Origin of the sequence: Pseudomonas sp. JH-2, from assembly GCF_036231725.1 — a bacterium.
GTDB classification, from domain to species: domain Bacteria; phylum Pseudomonadota; class Gammaproteobacteria; order Pseudomonadales; family Pseudomonadaceae; genus Pseudomonas; species Pseudomonas delhiensis.
The window spans coordinates 1-18,336 of record NZ_JAZAQP010000055.1 but is presented as its reverse complement, the minus strand read 5'-3'; the positions used below and the strand labels follow the sequence as shown (position 1 = coordinate 18,336).

General features: G+C 69.2%; 15 protein-coding genes. 13 read left to right on the top strand and 2 right to left on the bottom strand.

The window, feature by feature from the left end; genetic code table 11:
• The first annotated feature begins 12 nt into the window (after positions 1–12).
• Together VV867_RS26645 and VV867_RS26640 are read left to right on the top strand one after the other, a co-directional pair.
• Positions 13–270, top strand: coding sequence for a transmembrane sensor/regulator PpyR (locus VV867_RS26645; RefSeq protein WP_089391967.1), 258 nt, complete (start codon positions 13–15; stop codon positions 268–270).
• On the top strand, positions 257–1,447 hold the full coding sequence (locus VV867_RS26640; protein ID WP_275626996.1) for an NnrS family protein: 1,191 nt from the start codon (positions 257–259) through the stop codon (positions 1,445–1,447). Before VV867_RS26645 ends, VV867_RS26640 begins: the two co-directional genes overlap by 14 nt.
• 476 nt (positions 1,448–1,923) lie before the next feature.
• On the opposite strand, the gene VV867_RS26635 is transcribed toward VV867_RS26640, so the two are convergent.
• Positions 1,924–3,003 carry a patatin-like phospholipase family protein gene (locus tag VV867_RS26635; protein WP_275626995.1) on the bottom strand — a complete coding sequence of 360 codons (1,080 nt, stop codon included), beginning with the start codon at positions 3,001–3,003 and terminating at the stop codon, positions 1,924–1,926.
• A gap of 152 nt (positions 3,004–3,155) precedes the next feature.
• Between VV867_RS26635 and VV867_RS26630 the strand changes: the two genes are divergently transcribed.
• The 4 genes from VV867_RS26630 to VV867_RS26615 are packed head-to-tail and all read left to right on the top strand — an operon-like array spanning position 3,156 to position 5,765.
• Positions 3,156–3,464 (top strand): PepSY domain-containing protein, encoded by a 309-nt coding sequence (locus VV867_RS26630; RefSeq protein ID WP_275626994.1) that lies wholly within the window; start codon positions 3,156–3,158, stop codon positions 3,462–3,464.
• Entirely contained in the window at positions 3,464–3,769 is a 306-nt protein-coding gene (locus VV867_RS26625) for a PepSY domain-containing protein (RefSeq protein WP_089391963.1), read from the top strand. Before VV867_RS26630 ends, VV867_RS26625 begins: the two co-directional genes overlap by 1 nt.
• Complete coding sequence (locus VV867_RS26620; protein WP_109933339.1) at positions 3,769–4,446, top strand: response regulator transcription factor; 678 nt, start codon at positions 3,769–3,771, stop codon at positions 4,444–4,446. The genes VV867_RS26625 and VV867_RS26620 overlap by 1 nt, the downstream gene beginning before the upstream one ends.
• The gene (locus VV867_RS26615) at positions 4,443–5,765 is read left to right on the top strand and encodes a sensor histidine kinase (protein WP_275626993.1); all 1,323 of its coding nucleotides are present in this window, start codon (positions 4,443–4,445) and stop codon (positions 5,763–5,765) included. The genes VV867_RS26620 and VV867_RS26615 overlap by 4 nt, the downstream gene beginning before the upstream one ends.
• Before the next feature lie 17 nt (positions 5,766–5,782).
• On the opposite strand, the gene pabB is transcribed toward VV867_RS26615, so the two are convergent.
• A complete protein-coding gene (gene pabB / locus VV867_RS26610; protein WP_275626992.1) occupies positions 5,783–7,132 on the bottom strand; it encodes an aminodeoxychorismate synthase component I in 1,350 nt (449 codons plus the stop codon).
• Between the two features lie 174 nt (positions 7,133–7,306).
• Here pabB and VV867_RS26605 point away from each other — a divergent pair, with 174 nt between their 5' ends.
• From VV867_RS26605 to VV867_RS26575, 7 genes are all read left to right on the top strand, one after another.
• Complete coding sequence (locus tag VV867_RS26605; protein WP_275626991.1) at positions 7,307–10,018, top strand: LuxR C-terminal-related transcriptional regulator; 2,712 nt, start codon at positions 7,307–7,309, stop codon at positions 10,016–10,018.
• Between the two features lies 1 nt (position 10,019).
• A complete protein-coding gene (locus tag VV867_RS26600; RefSeq protein ID WP_275626990.1) occupies positions 10,020–12,740 on the top strand; it encodes a helix-turn-helix transcriptional regulator in 2,721 nt (906 codons plus the stop codon).
• Between the two features lie 231 nt (positions 12,741–12,971).
• On the top strand, positions 12,972–13,436 hold the full coding sequence (locus tag VV867_RS26595) for a DUF6160 family protein (protein ID WP_009618705.1): 465 nt from the start codon (positions 12,972–12,974) through the stop codon (positions 13,434–13,436).
• A 74-nt stretch (positions 13,437–13,510) separates the two neighbouring features.
• Positions 13,511–14,272, top strand: coding sequence for a C39 family peptidase (locus tag VV867_RS26590; protein ID WP_109933334.1), 762 nt, complete (start codon positions 13,511–13,513; stop codon positions 14,270–14,272).
• A 46-nt stretch (positions 14,273–14,318) separates the two neighbouring features.
• Entirely contained in the window at positions 14,319–15,323 is a 1,005-nt protein-coding gene (locus VV867_RS26585) for a transporter (protein ID WP_275626989.1), read from the top strand.
• Between the two features lie 18 nt (positions 15,324–15,341).
• Positions 15,342–16,940, top strand: a complete 1,599-nt coding sequence (locus VV867_RS26580) for an outer membrane protein transport protein (protein WP_109933332.1) — start codon at positions 15,342–15,344, stop codon at positions 16,938–16,940.
• Between the two features lie 11 nt (positions 16,941–16,951).
• On the top strand, positions 16,952–18,121 hold the full coding sequence (locus tag VV867_RS26575) for a MalM family protein (RefSeq protein ID WP_275626988.1): 1,170 nt from the start codon (positions 16,952–16,954) through the stop codon (positions 18,119–18,121).
• Positions 18,122–18,336 lie beyond the last annotated feature (215 nt).

Here is an 18,336-nt window from a genome sequence, read left to right as displayed (position 1 = left end):
CGGAGGTGTGTGATGAAAGGTTTCTTCTCCTGTCCGCAACGCAATCTCGGCCATTCCAACGCCCTGCTCAGCGCAGGTGCCGCTATGCTGCTGGGAGGCATCTTCGGCGCCTATTTCATCGACGCCTTCCTCAACCTGCCGCAACTGGTGGCCGCCCACGCCCTGACCGTCCTCGGGCCGACCGCCATCAAGCTGGGCTACGTGCTGCGCCTGATCGCCCAGCGGCAGATGCGCCAACCGGGCTGGGAGGTCTGTTGTGCTGTTGGTTGATCGCAAGGTTCTTTTGGCGATCCCGCCGCTGTGGCGGCTGGGTTTCCGTCCGTTCTTCCTCGGCGGGGCGCTGTTCGCGGCGCTCGCCATCTTCCTCTGGCTCGCCGCGCTGGCCGGCTGGCTGCCCGGGTGGCAGCCGCTGGGCGGCTGGCTGGGCTGGCACCGCCACGAGATGGTGTTCGGCTTCGCCCTGGCGATCATCGCCGGCTTCCTGCTCACCGCGGTGCAGACCTGGACCGGCCGCCCGGGCCTCAGCGGCGCGCCGCTGCGCAACCTGGCGTTGCTCTGGCTGGCGGCGCGGCTGGCCTGGCTGCTGGGCGCGCCCTGGTGGCTGGCGGCCGTGCTGGAGCTGGCCTTCCCGCCGGCGCTGGCCTGGTTCGTCGGCCGCAGCCTCTACCAGGTGCGGCAGACGCGCAATTACCCGGTGCTGATGGTGCTGGTCCTGCTGACCCTGGCCGATGCCCAGGTCATGGCCGGTCAGGCGCTGGGCAACGAGGCCTGGCAGCGTGGCGGCGTCCTGGCCGCGCTGTGGCTGGTGGTGGCGCTGATGAGCCTGATCGGCGGGCGGGTGATTCCCTTCTTCACCCAGCGCGGCCTGGGGCGTACCGCCCAGGTGCCGGCCTGGCCGTGGCTGGACTGGGCGCTGCTGCTGGGCGGCGCGCTGCTGGCGGTGCTCAGCGCCACTGGCCCGGCCCTGCAACCGGGGCCGCTGCTGGCGGTGCTGTTCGGCCTGCTCGGCCTGGGCCACCTGGTGCGCCTGTGGCGCTGGTACGACCGCGACCTGTGGAGCGTGCCGCTGCTGTGGTCGCTGCACCTGGCGTATGCCTGGATGACCCTGGCGCTGTTCGGCCTGGCGGCGTCCGCGGCCGGCGCGGCGCTGCCGTCCAGCCTGCCGCTGCACGCGCTGACCGTGGGCGGCGTCGGCGGGCTGATCCTGGCGATGATCGCCCGCGTCAGCCTGGGCCACACCGGCCGCGCGCTGCAGCCGCCGAAGGCGATGGCCTGGGGCTTCGCCCTGCTCAACCTGGGCGTGCTGGCGCGGGTGGTGGTGGTGTGGTGGCTGCCGCTGGGCGGCCTGCAGCTGGCAGCGCTGTGCTGGTCGCTGGCGTTCCTGATCTTCGCCGGGTACTACGGGCCGATGCTGTGGAAGGCTCGGATCGACGGGCAGCCGGGGTAGGGGAGTCATCCTGTGGGGTGTGGGCGCGGTCCATCGCGGACGGAGTCCGCTCCTACGCTGCCCGAGCCATGCCATTCCCCTGTAGGAGCGCGCCCTGCGCGCGAATCGCGGGCAGGGCCCGCTCCTACAATGGGGCGACATGGGAGACGCGAATTTTGATCCAGTCACCCCCGTGAACGAGGGAGCCCAGAAGATAGTTGCTCCTACGTACGTGCTTCCCTGTTGAGCCTGGCGCGGCTTGGACAGCGGCTCCGTGCTCGGCAGCGAGCGGGATGGGGCCGCGGTCAAACGGCGGATAACGCTTCGCGTTATTCGCCCTACGCCAAGCCCACCATGGACGTAGGGCGAATAACCGTTCGCGGTTATCCGCCGCTACACCTCCTTGCCAGCCACTCCATGGTTGAACCTGACGGCGGCTCCTTGCCCGGCGTATGGCCAAGGCCGAACGGCGGATAACGCCGTAGGCGTTATGCGCCCTACAGGGGGACCAGCCTTTCTCCCAGGCGGCCGCCGTCGGCCAGTTCGAGGAATTCGTCGCCCAGCCGGCGGCTCTCGTCCATGGCCTTGTTCCAGTAACGCTCGCGGCCGGCGTCGTCGCCCAGGTAGCGCTTGAAGTCCTTGCGGTCCGGCAGCTTGTCGTGGGGCAGGCGGGCCAGGTACTCGCGGGACGGGGCGAGCAGCAGCACGTCCTGCAGGCGGGTGGCGTCGCCGCGGCGCCAGGGCAGGCCCTTGTCGAACCAGCCGGGGATGACCTTGTCGGTGAAGTGTGGGTAGAGCACCACGCCGTCGGTCTCGTAGGGCAGGTCCAGGTGGTAGTCGAGCAGGCCGCCGTCGCGGTAGGTGCCTGGGCCCGCGCCGGGGATGTCGCGCACGCCCTGCATGACCATGGGGATGGAGCCGGAGGCGAGCAGGGCATGGCGCAGGTTACCCTGGTCCAGCGGCAGGCAGCGCGAGGGGAAGTCCTGCAGCGGCGCCAGCGGCGGGGCCAGGCGCGCGTCGTGGAGGATCACCCGTTCGAAGTGGCGGTGCAGGTGGCGGCGGCCGAGCAGGTTGTCGCGGATCACCGCGCCCAGGCCCAGGCCGAGGGTGCGCTTGCCGTCGTCGGCCAGGCGCCCGTGGCTCTTCACCACCACCACGTTGAGGCGGTAGTGCGGGTTGGCCAGCACGCTGGCGTCCTGCCCGGCGAGCAGGTCGTCGAGCATCCGCGTGCAGCTGGCCGAGACTTCGGCGATGTCGGCGTTGCGCGAGAAGCGCTGCTGCGTGTACAGCTCGCCCAGGCGGCGGATGCCGGCGGCGGCGTCCGGCAGGCAGGCGCTGGCGAAGCGCCAGGAGCCGATCGAGGCGCCGATCAGCGAGCGCTCGCGCGGCGCGCGCGGCAGCCATTCGCCGAACAGCGCCAGGTCCAGCCCCTGGATGCCCAGCGCCTTCGGCCCGCCGGCGGCGCCGGGGAGGATGCCGACGTCGGCGGGCGCCAGGCCGCGTTCGCGGATGCGCCGCAGGGCGCGGGCACCGGCCTTGAGGACGAGGGCAGGGGACTTGATGTGGATGGCGGTCATGGGGCTCTCTCCGGCGAGGCGGCGATTATAAGCGCTGTATTTTCCTAGGCAGCATCCTTCATCCGGTGAATGATCCATCCCGCACCCATTCAGCTTGGATTAATGGCTATTCGATAGCCTGCGGACATTGGCAATTCGCAGGAGTCTTCCCCATGCACACCCTTACCCGCCTGATCGCCGCCGCCGGCCTGCTCGGCGTCTCCAGCCTGGCGCTGGCCCACGACATCGGCCCCGACGAGGCCCTGCGCCTGCGCGACGCCGGCACCATCCAGGACTTCCAGCGCCTCAACCAGGCCGCGCTGGGCAAGCACCCCGGCGGAACCGTGTACGATAGCGAGCTTGAACTGGAGCACGGCCGCTACCTGTACAAGGTCGACGTCAAGGACGCCCAGGGGGTGAAATGGGACGTCGAGCTGGACGCGGTGAGCGGCGAAGTGCTCAAGGACCGCCAGGACCACTGATGACCTATCCTCTGCGTTACGCCCTGCTCGCCGCACTGTGCGTCGCCGGGCCGGCGCTGGCCCACGACCTCAGCCAGGACGAGGCCCTGCGCCTGACCCGCGAAGGGGTGATCCGCCCCTTCGAGTCGATACTGCCGGCGGCGCTGCAGCGCTACCCCGGCTCGCGCCTGCTCGAGGCGGAGCTTGAGAAGGAGCACGACACCTACATCTACGAGATAGAGCTGCTCACCCCCGGTGGCGTGGTCCGCGAACTGGAACTGGATGCCCGTGACGGGCGCATCCTCAAGGATAAGGAAGACGACTGATGCGTCTGCTGCTGGTGGAGGACCACGTCCCCCTCGCCGACGAACTGCTGGCCGGCCTGGCCCGCCAGGGCTACGCCGTGGACTGGCTGGCCGACGGCCGCGATGCCGCGGTGCAGGGGGCCAGCGAGCCCTACGACCTGATCATCCTCGACCTCGGCCTGCCGGGCCGCCCCGGCCTGGACGTGCTGCGCGAATGGCGCGGCCTGGGCCTGGCCACCCCGGTGCTGATCCTCACCGCGCGCGGTTCCTGGGCCGAGCGCATCGACGGGCTGAAGGCCGGCGCCGACGACTACCTGACCAAGCCCTTCCACCCTGAGGAGCTCTTCCTGCGCATCCAGGCCCTGCTGCGCCGCGCCCACGGCGTGGCCAACCAGGCCCAGCTGGAGGCCGGCGGCCTGCGCCTGGACGAGGCGCGCCAGTGCGTGCTGCAGGGCGACAGGGAGGTCGACCTGACTTCCGCCGAGTTCCGCCTGCTGCGCTACTTCATGCTGCACCCGGGCCAGCTGCTGTCCAAGTCGCACCTGGCCGAGCACCTCTACGACGGCGAGACCGAGCGCGACTCCAACGTCATCGAGGTGCACATCAACCACCTGCGCCGCAAGCTCGGCCGCGAGATCATCGAAACCCGCCGCGGCCAGGGCTACCGCTTCGCCGGCAGCGCCGGGGGCGCGGCTTGATCTCGATCCAGCGGCGCCTGGGCTTCGGCCTCGCTGCTGTGCTGCTGGTGATCGGCCTGGCGCTGGCCCAGGCCGGGCTCTGGCTGTTCGACCAGGGCCTGCGCCGCTACCTCGCCAGCGGCCTGCAGGACGAGGCGGAAAGCCTGCTGGTGGCGATCATCCGCGGCCCGGCCGGGCTGCAGCTGGACCCGCAGCGCGTCGACGGCGCCTACGAGCGGCTGTTCTCCGGACGCTACTTCCAGATCCACTTCGAGCAGACCGACTGGCGCTCCCGCTCGCTGTGGGACCACGAGCTGAAGGTGCCGGACCACCCGGGCCTGCGCGAAGGCCTGGCCAAGGGCCCGGAAGGCCAGCGCCTGCTGGTCTTCCGCGGCGACTACAAGCGCTACGGCCGCACCCTGCGGATCAGCGTGGCGCAGGACTACACGCCGATCCTCAAGAGCTTCAACCGCCTGCGCAACATCGGCCTGGGCGCCGGGGTGCTGGCGCTGCTGCTGATCCTGTTCTTCCAGCGCCTGACGGTGCGCCGCGCGCTGCGCCCGCTGGAGCGGGTGCGCCAGCAGATCGCCCAGCTGCAGGACGGCCAGCGCAGCCAACTGGACACCCAGGTGCCGCAGGAGCTGGAGCCGCTGGTGGAGCAGGTCAACCACCTGCTGCAGCACACCGAGGAAACCCTGCGCCGCTCGCGCAACGCCCTGGGCAACCTCGGCCATGCGCTGAAGACGCCGCTGGCGGTGCTGATCAGCCTGGCCGAGCGCGAGGAACTGCAGCAGCACCCGGAGCTGAAGCGGGTGCTGCAGGAGCAGCTGGAGCAGATCGACCAGCGCCTGGCCCGCGAGCTGGGCCGCGCGCGCCTGGTGGGCGAGGCGCTGCCCGGCGCGCACTTCGACTGCGACGCCGAGCTGCCCAGCCTGCGCGAGATGCTCCAGCTGATCCACGGCCAGCACCTGCGCATCACCTGCGCGGCGGAGCCCGGCCTGCGCCTGCCGTTCGACCGCGAGGACCTGCTGGAACTGCTCGGCAACCTGCTGGACAACGCCTGCAAGTGGGCGGCCGGCGAGGTGCGCCTGCAGGTGGAGAAGGGCGAGGACGGCTACCGCCTGCTGGTGGACGACGACGGCCCGGGCATCGCCGAGGAACTGCGCGACAGCGTGCTCGAACGCGGCACCCGCCTGGACGAGCAGGTGGCCGGCCACGGCCTGGGCCTGGGCATCGCCCGCGACATCGCCGAGGCCTGCGGCGGCAGCCTGGCGCTGGAGGGCAGCGAGCTGGGCGGGCTGCGGGTGCGGGTGGCCTTGCCGAGGCGGGCCGCGGCCTAGGGCACGCCGCCCGGCGCTCAGTCGCCGAGGCGCTCCAGGGTGCGCAGCAGCACGTCCACCTTGGTCAGCGACTCGGCGTACTCTGCCTCCCAGTCCGAATCGGCGACGATGCCGCCGCCGCCCCAGCAGCTGACCTGGCCGTCCTTCACCAGCAGGGTGCGGATGGTGATGGAGCTGTCCAGCTCGCCGCGCACGTCCAGGTAGAACAGGCTGCCGCAGTAGATGCCGCGGCGGCTCGGCTCCAGCTCGTCGATGATCTGCATGGCGCGGACCTTGGGCGCGCCGGTGATGGAGCCGCCGGGGAAGCTGCCCAGCAGCAGGTCGAGGGCGTCCTTGCCGGCGGCCAGCTCGCCGGTCACGCTGCTGACCAGGTGGTGCACGTTGGGGTAGCTCTCCAGCGCGAACAGCTCCGGCACCCGCACCGTGCCGGGCGTGCAGCTGCGCCCCAGGTCGTTGCGCAGCAGGTCGACGATCATCAGGTTCTCGGCGCGGTCCTTGGGGCTGGCCAGCAGCTCCTCGGCGTTGGCCGCGTCCTCCGCGGGCGTGCGGCCGCGCGGGCGGGTGCCCTTGATCGGGCGCGTCTCCACCTGGCGCCGGTGCATGCGGATGAAGCGCTCGGGCGACAGGCTGAGGATGGCGCCCTCGCCCAGGCCCAGGTAGCCGGCGAAGGGCGTCGGGCAGGCCGCGCGCAGGGCCAGGTAGGCCTGCCAGGGCGCGCCGCTGCAGGGCGCGCGGAAGCGCTGGGTGTAGTTCACCTGGTAGCAGTCGCCGGCGAGGATGTAGCTTTGCACCCGCTCCAGGGCCTGGCGGTACTGCTCGCGGCTCAGGTCCGGGCGGAAGCCGGCGTGCAGGCGGAAGGGCGGCAGCGGCGCCGGCGCCTCGTCGGCCTCGAACAGCGCCAGCAGGCGCTGGCGCTCGGCGGCTTCCAGGTGCGGGTGGAACACCAGCTGGCTGCTGCCGAGCTGGTGGTCGGTGACCAGCGCCCAGGCGTACAGGCCGACCCGCGCGTCGGGCAGGCCGATGTCGTCCCGGCTGTGCTGCGGCAGGCGTTCGATGCGCCGCCCCAGGTCGTAGCCCAGGTAGCCGATCAGCCCGCCGACGAATGGCAGGTCCGGCACTTCCGCCGCTTCGGCCTGTCCGAGGCTCTGCAGCGCCGTTCGCAGGCGGGCGAAGAACGCCTTGGCCGATTCGTCGGCGGCCGGTGCCAGTTCTGCCAATGGCCAGGCGCTCATAAGGTCATAGCGTCCACGGCTGGCGCCAGGCCTGCCGGCGTCCAGGAGCACGGCGCCGGGCGCGCCGGCGATACGGGCGAAGCGCGCCGTCGGGTCTTCCCGGTAGGGGAGCGGGTGTACGAAGTAGCGGGACATAGGTAGGAACAGGAACCCTGGGCTAGGCTGAGAGCCATTCTTGCGCACGCCCGAAGAGTCGATGCTAGAGCCCTTCTCTTCGGTTTACGCAAGGTAAGCATTCTGATAAGAATTGGATTATCCCGCGGAAGCCATGCTCCGTACCACAACGATAATGAAACAGGGATAGAGGCCGTGGACGTAGTGCTAAAAACCGCAGCCGGCAGCCTTCTGCGTACCAGATCGACATCCTCCGGGGTGCCTGCCGAATACCAGTACCGCCCCCAGCTCCAGGCTGCCCTGGAGCGTTCCACCCAGCATCGCGTCCTGCTCTTCAGCGCCCCCGCCGGGTTCGGCAAGAGCGCCGCGCTGGCCCTGCTCGCCGAGCGCCGCGAAGCGCAGGGGCAGAAGGTGGTATGGCTTTCCCTTGAGGGCTCCGACGACGACCCCGGGCGCTTCTGCGGCAAGCTCACCGAGGCGCTGGCCGCCAGCCTGCCGGACGTCGGCGCAGATGCCGCCGCCTACCTGCACAATACGCTGCGGGTGCCGGCCGTGGCGGTCATGGAAAGCCTGCTCTGCGACCTGCTGCGGGTCGACGTGCCGCTGCTGCTGGTGCTCGACGACCTGGACCGGATCACCCACCCGGACATCTTCGCCGGCCTCAACCGCCTGGTGCAGTACGCCCCGCCGGGCCTGACCCTGGCCATCGGCAGCCGCTCGCAGCCGCCGCTGAACCTCGCCACCTGGCGGGCCAAGGGCCTGCTGCTGGAAGTGGGGGTGGAAGAGCTGCGGCTTTCCGAGGCGCAGACCCGCGAATACCTGAGCGGTGGCGGCGTGGAGCTCGACGAGGCCTGCCTGAAGGCCGTGTACGCCCGGACCGAGGGCTGGGTGATGGGCGTGCAACTGTTCGGCCTGTGGCTGCGCCAGCCACCCGCCGGCGCCCAGCGCGACCTGGCCGGGCTCGGCGGCGGCCCCGCCGAGGTCGGCGACTACCTGCTGCGCAGCGTCTTCGAACGCCTGCCCCAGGACATCCGCGACAGCCTGCTGACGCTCAGCGTGGCGAGCCGCTTCAATGGCGAGCTGGCCAACGCCCTGACCGGACGCCAGGACGGCCAGGCCCTGCTGGAGCGCCTGGACAGCCTGCAGCTGTTCCTCATGCCGCTGGACCGCGAGCGCCACTGGTACCGCTTCCACCAGTTGTTCGCCGACTTCCTCCGCGCGCACCTGCGCGAACGCGAGCCGGAGCGCTTCAAGCAACTGCACTTCAACGCCAGCCTGTGGTTCACCAACCACCACATGCCGACCCTGGCCATCGAGCACGCCTGCCTGGCCGAGGACCCGGAGATGCTCGCCGCGCTGGTGGACGGCTACGGCCTGGAGCTGATCAACCGTGGCCAGCTGTACCTGATCTCGCGCTGGCGTCGGCAGGTGCCCGACGAGATCGCCGCGCGCTACCCCATCCTGGTGCTCAGCGACGTCTGGACCCGCGCCAGCGAGCTGAGCCTGCCCGAGGCCAACCGCATGCTCGACGAGCTGCTGGCGCGCTGGAGCGACGGCAAGCCGCAGACGCCGATGGGCGACCAGTACCTCTCGGCGCTGGCGGTCAAGGCCGTGCTGGCGCTGCAGAAGGACGACCTCGAGCAGTGCATCGCCCTGGCCCGCCGGGTGGAGAGCCAGCTGGGGCAGAACTCGGCCTTCCTCGAATGCGCCGTGCTGCTGGTCGCCGCCTTCGCCCAGGTCATGCACGGCCAGCCCGAGCAGGCGCGCCGCCTGATGGGCCTGGCGCAGCAGCGCAACCACTTCCTCGACGGCCGCTACCTGCACATGCAGCTGTCCACCATCGAGGTGATGCTGGCCCTGGAGCAGGGCCAGGTGAAGCAGGCGCAGCTGCTGGTGGAGCGCGTCAAGCAGCAGGCCGTGCCGCTGTTCGACCGGCGTTCCCAGGCGCTGGCCCTGCCGGCCATCACCGAGGGCCTGACCGCCTACTACCGCATGGACGTCGACGGCCTGGAAGAACGCCTGCGCTGGGCGCTGGGGCGCGTCGACGTGATCAACCCCATCGACCTCTATGCCCAGGGCATGCAGTGCCTGGCGCGGGTGCAGCGCCTGCAGGGGCGCGGCAAGGAGGCCCAGGCGACTCTCGGGCTGATGCAGAGCCTGGCCTCGCGCAACCATTCCTGGCGCATCTTCGCCATGGCAGTGGGCGAAGAGATCAACCTGATCCTCCAGGAGCCGGCGGCGGACCGTTGCAAGCGCGCCGAACAGCGCCTGAACGGCATCGACTGGCAGAAGCTCGCCGCCTCCTACCGCCAGGGGCCGTTCAACCCGGTGCTCTGGGTGCGCGGCCTGAGCCGCGTGCGCCTGCTGCAGGCGCGCGGCCACTTCAGCGAGGCGCTGCACGAGATCACCCAGCTGCGCGGCCTGCTGCAGCCCAACTGGCACGGCCTGCAGCGCCTGCGCCTGGACCTGCTGGCGGCGCTCAGCTACCAGCGCCTGGGCTACCAGGAACGCGCCAACAGCCTGCTCGGGCAGTGCCTGGTGGGCGCCGAGCGCGAAGGCGTGCGCAGCCTGTTCATCGAAGAGGGCGAGGGCATCCGCCTGATGCTCCAGCAACTGGAGGCCACCGAGCGCCAGCCGGCGCTGCAGGTGTTCATCCGCAGCCTGCTGGGGCTCTGGCCCGGCCAGGAAACGCGCAAGGCACAGGACGTGCTCGAGGAAGGGCTGACCGACCGCGAGCGGGAAGTGGTGTGCCTGGCGGCCCAGGGCCTCTCCAACGAGGAGATCGGCCAGCAGCTGTCGCTGGCCCTGGGCACCGTCAAATGGCACCTGCACAACATCTACGAGAAACTCAAGGTGCGCAATCGGACCCAAGCGATTCGCCGTGCCCGCGAACTGAGCCTGCTCTGACATGACCACACTCAATTCCCAGCAGCCGCCCCTGCCGCTGTTGCGCACCAAGCTGTTCCCGCCGCGCACCGAGGGTACGCTGCTGTTGCCGCGGCGCGCGCTCATCGACCGCCTGTTCGCGGCGCGCAAGCAGCGCGCGCTGATCCTCAGCGCGCCGGCCGGCTTCGGCAAGAGCACCGTGCTCAGCCTGTTCCGCGAGCGCCTGCTGGCCAGCGGCGCGCTGGTCGCCTGGCTGTCGTGCGACGAGGGCGACAGCGAGCCGCAGCGCCTGCTGCAGTACCTGGTGGAGAGCATCCGCAGCGTCGCCCCCGGCTTCGGCGCCAACACCTCGAACCTGCTGCAGTCGGACATGACCCTGCCGCTGGAAGGGCTGCTGGATGCCTTCCTCGCCGACCTCAAGCGTATCGACGGGGCGATCTACCTGTTCCTCGACGACTTCCACCAGATCCGCCACCCGGCCCTGCAGCCGGGGGCGCGCTACCTGATCGAGCACCTGCCGGACAATGTCCGCCTGGTCACCAGCACCCGCTATCGCCCGCGCTTCCTGGTGGACGAGCCGGCGCTGGCGCCCTGGGCCTTCTGCCTCAACGGCGCCGACCTGCGCCTGACCCGCGAGGAAGCCGACACCTACCTGCTGGAACTCAAGGGCCTGCAGCTGGACGACGCCGAGCTGGGCCTGCTGTACAAGCGCACCGAGGGCTGGATCACCGCGCTGCACCTGGCCGCCCTGGCGCTGGCCCGGCACAGCGACCGCGAAGGCTTCCTGCGCAGCCTGTCGGGCACCGAGCGGGACATCGCCGACTACCTCGCCGAGGACGTGCTGGCCAGCCTGCCGCCGGCGCTGCAGCAGTTCCTCGACCAGACCTCGGTGCTCGACGAGTTCTGCGCCGAGCTGTGCAACGCCCTGACCGGGCGCCGCGACGGCCTGGACATGCTCATGCGCCTGCAGAACGAGCAGCTGTTCATCATCCCCCTGGACGATGCGCGCGAGTGGTTCCGCTACCACCACCTGTTCGCCGACTTCCTCCAGGGCCGCCTGACCCGCAGCGCCGACCCCACGCCGCTGCTCAACGCCGCCGCGCGCTGGTGCGAAAGCCGCGACATGGCCGACCGCGCCGTGCGCTACGCCCTGCGCGCCCGCGACTACGCCTTCGCCGCCGACCTGCTGGAGCGCCAGGGCGCCCGGCTGATCGCCGGCAACCGGGTGTACAGCATCCTCGGCATGCTCGGCGGCATTCCCGCCGAGGTGATCCGCGAGCACCCGGTGTTCCAGATCTTCTACGCCTGGCAGCTGGCCTTCGAGCAGAAGTTCGCCGAGGCCGAGGCGCTCATCGAGGAACTCAGCGCCCGCCTGCTGATGGGGCAGGGCAAGGCGCGCAACTTCGGCCTGGCCGAGCTGCTGGCCGTGGCCCAGGTGCTCAAGGCCCTGGTGCTGCTGTACCAGGACAAGCTGGAGGCCAGCCTCAAGGTGTCGCGCCAGTGGCTGGCGCTGGTGCCGGCCAACCAGCCGGTGTTCCGCGCCAGCCTGGCCTGCATCCTCGCCGCCGCCCACGCGTTGCTGGGCGACTACGCCGAGGCCGCCGGCGCCATCGGCGTGGCCCGCGAGTGCCTGCGCATGGCCGACAGCGAGTACCTGCAGGTGGTGGCAAGCATGATCGAGGCGCTGATCTGCAAGGAGAGCGGCGAGCTGGAGCGCGGCCGGACCATCGCCGAGGGCGCGCGCAGCCGCGTCGAGCGCGTCTTCGGCCGGCGCAGCCGGGTGGGCGGGCCGCTGGCCCTGGCCTATGCCGACATCCTCTACGAGCAGGACCGCCATGCCGCCATCCTCGCTGAACTGCCGCTGGCCACCACCTGGCGCGACGTCGCCACGCCCATGGAGCTGATCAGCCGCGGCCAGTTGGTGATGGCCAAGGCGCGGTTCTTCGCCGGCGAGGCCGAACAGGGCCTGGCGCAGCTCGACGAATGGCTGGCCGGCCTGCAGTCGCCGGGCTACGAACGCGTCTATGCGCTGGCCATGGGCTGCAAGGTGCAGCTGCTGCTGTGGCTGCGCCGGCCGAACGAGGCCGAGCGCGTCTGCCTGCAGTTGGCGCGGCACCTGTCGGGCCTCTCCACCGAACGCTATGCCGACGCCCAGGCCGCGCTGGCCCTGGCCGAGGCGCGGGTGGCGCTGTCGGAACGGCGCGCCGAGCGCGCCCAGCAGCGTCTGGAATCGGCGCTGGCGGCGAACGCCTCGCCCTACCAGCGCGACCGGCGGTTGCGCCTGGCCTTGTTACTTTCTGTGGCGTATTGGCAGAAAGGTAACAGCGAAAAGGCCTTCGCCCTGTTCGCCCCCACCCTCGAGGAAGCCTGGAACCTGGGCTACCGCCGGCTGTTCCAGGACGACGCCGTCTGGCTGCTGCCGTTCTGGGATGCCTGGCGCGAGGCCGAGCCCAAGCGCGCGGCGGCCTGGCAGGGGGTGGCCGAACTGCTCCGCGAACAGTGCCGCAGGCTGTCCGTGGACCCTGCAGGTTTCGAGGAAAATCAGGATGTTAGCCATCGCGAGCGGGAAATCCTGCGGCTGGTGGCGGCAGGGCTTTCGAACCGCGATATCGCCCAGGCGGTGCACCTGTCGGAGGCCACCATCAAGTGGCACCTGCACAACCTGTTCGCCAAGCTGGGGGTGCGCAGCCGCACCCAGGCGGTACTCAAGGGCAAGAGCCTGGGATTGCTCAGCGAAGCCTGATGCGCGGGGATCGTCCGGCTCCATCCCTTGGATGGGCTGGCAGGTGGGGGGTTGGCCAGTAGCTTGGAAAACAGGACGCGAAGCCTGGTGCTTCACGAATCCATGCCCGCGGCACCTAGGGAAGACGGCGCGGGTCTGGAGGGTCGGCTTGGCCGGCCAACCTGCAGCGGGGCAGGACGCCTCCTGCAGTGCCCTGGGGCAATCCCACCTGAACACTGGAGAGAAACAAGAATGAAAAAAATCAAACAACTGGTTCTTGCAAGCGCTGTTCTGGCCGCTCCCTTCCTGGCCCATGCCGATCTCAAATCCATGGACGACTCCGCACTCGCCGGCGTGACCGGCCAGGACGGCATCAGCATCGCCGGTGACTTCAAGGCGAGCATCGGGGCGGTGGTCTACACCGACAAGATCGACGACACCAAGTCCGGTTCCCTGCGCCTGGAGAACATCACCCTGACCGGCCCGGGCGGCACCGCCCTGAAGATCGACGACGCCAACCCGCTGACCGTCGACGTGGTCACCACCAAGATCGGTACCGCCGACACCCAGCAGCTGGCCCTGGGCCTGCCGGGCATGACCGGCGACGTCTCGGTGGGCGCCATCAAGGTGGGCGACACCAGCGCCGCCAGCATCGGTTCGCTGACCGTTTCCAACCTGAACATGGCCGGTTCCCAGGTCCGCATCTGGGGCCACTGATCCATCGGTCGTGTGACGCGTATCCCCTTGCCGGCCCGTGCCGGCAAGGGTTTTTCCAGGAGAGAGGAGAGGGGATGTTCGAGATACTGCTGGGAAGCCTGCTCGGCCTGTTCGGTTTCACCCAGACGGTGGACACCAAACCGCAATCCCAGGGCACGGTGAACATCACCCAGCAGCTCACGCCCAACGGCCCCTTCCGCGAGTCCGTGCAGCTCGAACCCATGAGCCAGGTGCAGTTCCGCAATGTCATCCGCCAGGCCTACGACTACAGCTGCGGATCGGCGGCGCTGACCACCCTGCTGGACTACTACCTGGGCCGCAACCTGCAGGAACGCCAGGTGATGGAAGGCCTGCTGAAGTACGGCGAGGCCGACAAGATCGTCCAGCGCCGCGGCTTCTCGCTGCTGGACATGAAGCGCTACGCGGCCGCGCTGGGCTACAAGAGCGGCGGCTTCCGCGCCGAGTTCGCCGACCTGGACTCGCTGGAGCACCCGGCGCTGGTGCCCATCCACTACGGCGGCTTCAAGCATTTCGTGGTGGTGCGCGACGTCTACAACGACCACGTCTTCGTCGCCGATCCCGCCCTGGGCAACATCAGCTTCACCCGCAGCCGCTTCGAGGCCATCTGGGACCAGAACGTGCTCTTCGTCATCTACCCCGGCGGCCAGGAACCGCACAACGCCCTGGCCCTGAAGGAGCAGGACCTGCGCCTGGTGGACGACCGCACCGTGAGCCTGCTGGCCTTCCGCGAGTTCCCGGAGATGAGCAAGTTCACCAGCAACCAGATGATCGAGGCCGCGTCCAAGGGCGACGTGCAATTCATACGCAGCAAGTGAGCGGCGTTTCCATCCTTCCATAAGAACAAGACCAGGGGATTGCATCATGAGATTCAGGGGGTATGCGTGCGCCGCCATACTGGCCTTGCTGGCTTCGGGCCCGGCGCCTGCCGAGGAAGGCTCGGTCGACCAGGCGCGTGACGCGCTGGCCAAGAAGGCCGACGATGCCGACAGCGCCAAGGCCCTGGAAGAGGTGTTCCAGGCGGCGGAGAAGAGCTACACCCTGCTGAAGAAGGGCGAGCGGACCCTCACCTACGGCCTGGACTATTCGATGATGCGCGACACCCGCATCCAGCAGGTGCGCACCGGCGAGAGCGTCTACAGCGTGCTGGCGACCAGCGAGGCGCAGCACACCTTCACCAACTCCTTCACCTTCGACTACGGCGTCTGGGACAACCTGACCTTCAGCCTGCGCCTGCCCTTCGTGGCCAAGTACGACACCGAGCGCGACATCCACGCCTACAGCCTCGGCGACATCTCCGCCACCCTGCGCTGGCAGCCCTGGGCGGCGATGCGCGGGCGCCCGGTCACCACCTTCTACGCCACCCTCGGCCTGCCCACCGGCGACAGCCCGTTCGACATGAACCCGGACAACGACGTCTCCACCGGCAACGGCTACTACAGCCTGGGCGTGGGCGCCAACATGTCCTACGTGATCGACCCCGTCGTGCTCTATGGCTCGCTCGGCTACACCTACAACCTGAAGGTGGACAACATCCACCAGAACCAGTATGGCGAGGAGCTGAACAAGGTCACCCCGGGCGACACCCTGAACTTCGCCATGGGCATGGCCTACGCGCTGTCCTACGACGTGTCCCTGGCCACCTCCTACCAGATGGCCTACCAGATGAAGAGCCGCTACCACTTCGACACCCGCACGGTAGAGGCTCCCGAGCAGACCAGCGCGGTCATGAACTTCTCGCTCGGCCTGCGAACCTCGCCTGACTACATCGTCAACGTGAACGCCGGCTTCGGCTTGACCGAAGACTCACCGGATATCTTGCTGGGGGTTTCCCTGCCCCTGGATATCAAGGGCCTGAAGCCCGACTAAACGGCGAGCGGAGTTCCCATGACGAAGCGCATTTCGCCACTGTTGCTGGCGATGGCAGGGGCGGGGCTTGGCTGGATTCTGCCGGCCCAGGCCCAACTGGCCAACGACATCACCATCGGCAACCCCAAGGCGATGGCCCTGGGCAACGCGGTCACCGCCGATTCCACCGGCATCGACGCGGTGCACTACAACCCCGCCGCCCTGACCAAGCTCAAGGGCCGGCAGACCACGGTGAAGCTGGTCAGCGGGGTGATGGACATCCGCGCCGGCTTCCACGCGCCGCCGAACTACGGCGAGAGCACCTTCGGCGTCAGCGACGACCCGGTGGCCAACTCCCACAGCCGCACCATGACGCCGACCATGTACCTGCCCGGCCTGGGCGGCATGACCGACGTGCCCATGCTGGTGGCGCCCCTGGCGGGCCTGTCGATCAACCCGCCGGGCTCCAAGTTCACCTTCGCCACCAACGTCTACACGCCGCAGGCGCTGGGCTACTCGCGTGACTCGGACAGCGACCCGGGACGCTACGACGGCCGCCGTGTGTCGCTGCAGCGGCTGACCTACTTCTCGCCCTCGGTGGGCTACCAGATGAACGACAGCCTGTCGTTCGGCCTGTCCATCGGCTTCTCGCACCAGGCCATGGCCCTGGACACCGACTTCCGCAACCCGGGCCTGCTCACCGGCCTGCTGCAGACCCTCCACGACACCACCTGCGTGCCCGGCGCGCAGGAGATCGTCGAGCTGGTGTTCAACGTCTGCGGCGGCCGCATCGGCCCCTACGACACCCTGGCCAACCTCAAGCTGGACATGCAGCAGACCCTCTCGCCCAGCTACAACCTCGGCGTGCTCTGGGAGCCCAACGACTGGTTCGCCTGGGGCGCGGTGTACCAGAGCGAGTCGCGCATGAAGCTCAAGGGCAAGTACCGGGTGGACTACACCAAGGACTGGCAGGGCTTCTGGTCCGGCCTGCAGAACTCGGTGTTCGGCGCTTTCCTCAGCCCCCTGTTCCCCTACGGCAACGCCGACGAGGAGCACGGCGTGGCCACGCTGAAGATGACCAACCCGGACAACTTCTCCACCGGCATCAAGCTGCGCCCGTTCGACGACTGGCAGTTCAACTTCGATCTGAAGTGGAGCGGCTACAGCGACTGGAACAACCTGGAGATCGAGTTCGACAAGGAACTGGACCTGCTGCGCATCGCCAAGAACTTCGCGCCCAACGGCGCCACCGACCACAGCATCATCCTCGACCGTGGCTACCGCGACACCTGGAGCTACGCCATGGGCGTGCAGTACGACGTCAACGACCGCCTGCAGCTGCGCGCCGGCTACGAGTACCGGCCCTCGGCGATCCCCAAGAGCAAGGCCGACGCCCTGGTGCCCATCGGCGACGCCGACCTGTACGGCCTGGGCCTGGGCTACCGCTGGGACAAGGACACCAACATCGACCTGGGCTTCAACTACTTCGTCTCCAAGCAGAGCATCAAGAACGGGCAGAGCTGCAACCTGACCTGCACCGGCATCGACAACCTGGTCTACAACCCCTATGCCGGCATGGATGTACACACCACGGTGAAGGCCTATATCTTCGCACTGACCTACAACACCACCTTCTGAGGACCGGACGGATGCAGCGTTCCCGCCACCTGCTCCTCTGCCTGCTGGCCACGGCGGCCGCGCCGCTGCCGGCGCTGGCCGACGCCGGGCGCTACCTGTCGTGGATCGACGACAGCGGCCAGGTGCACAACACCTTCGTCGACGCCGGCTACGGCCAGCAGCAGCGCCAGGCGGCCAAGCGCATCGACCAGAGCGACCGCGCCCGCCAGCGCGACGACGGCGGCACCCTCTGGCCCGGCAGCGCGCCGGCGGGGGAGAGCAAGCGCCGCTACTTCACCTGGGTGGATGGCCAGGGCAACCTGCAGAACAGCTTCTACGCCGGCAACCAGGTGCCCGCCGGGCGCGGCGACTACGTGCTGCCCAACGGCGACCACTCCTCCGAGTACATCGACGCCGAGGCCTACGAGGACAAGGGCTTCGTCCGCAGCGAGAACGGCAACCCGTACTACACCTGGGTCGACGAGCAGGGCCGCATGCACAACTCGCCGATCACCGCCCAGGACCGCGCCGACGGCATCCGCCGCAGCCAGATCGCCTTCACCGAAGGCCGCGAGGTGCAGTTCAAGCAGCGCCCGCAGGCCCTGCCCGGGCTGGATGGCAGCGGCGAGCAGACGGACGCCATGAAGGCCCTGCTCAAGGGCAGCGGCAAGACCCTCGACGACCTCTACCAGGACCTGCAGCGGCGCTGCTGCGAGCAGATAGCCGACGGCGAGTTCACCGAACTGAACGCCGACGAGCCGCGCTACGAGGAGCTCAACAAGTTCTCCCCCAGCTTCGACTTCCCCATGGGCAAGAGCTACTACGTGGCCATGAAGCTGCCGGCCTCGCAGCAGGTCTACGGCCTGCGCGTGCGCAGTTTCTCCAACCACCAGGTGGTCTACCCGTCGCTGCTGTTCCTCGACGAACGCAAGCGCCCGACGCGCCTGGTCAGCGACGCGGTGTACAAGCTCAACCCGGAAACCTGGTACCGCTACGCCTTCATCGAAGGCACGGTGCCGGTGCGCGCCAACCAGGGCGAGCGCTACGTGCTGCTGCTGACCACCGACGAGGACCGCGCCCTGCAGACCCTGGACAACAAGCCCTACAAGCGGCCGCTGGAAAACCTGGCGGTGAACGGGGAAGGCATGAAGGTGCGCGAGCACGCGGACCAGGGTGGGTTCGAGCTGGCGGTGGTGCGGTGAGGGGCGCCGCGGCTGGCCCGGGACTGTAGGAGCGAGCTTGGGGTCCCGCGTTCGCGATAGTTCGTAGGGCGCATAACGCCTACGGCGTTATCCGCCAAATCGCGGACAGAGTCCGCTCCTACGCCGTCCCACCGACAGCATTCCCATGTAGGAGCGCGCCCTGCGCGCGATTTCGCGGGCAGGGCCCGCTCCTACAGATTGCCGGGAAACACGGT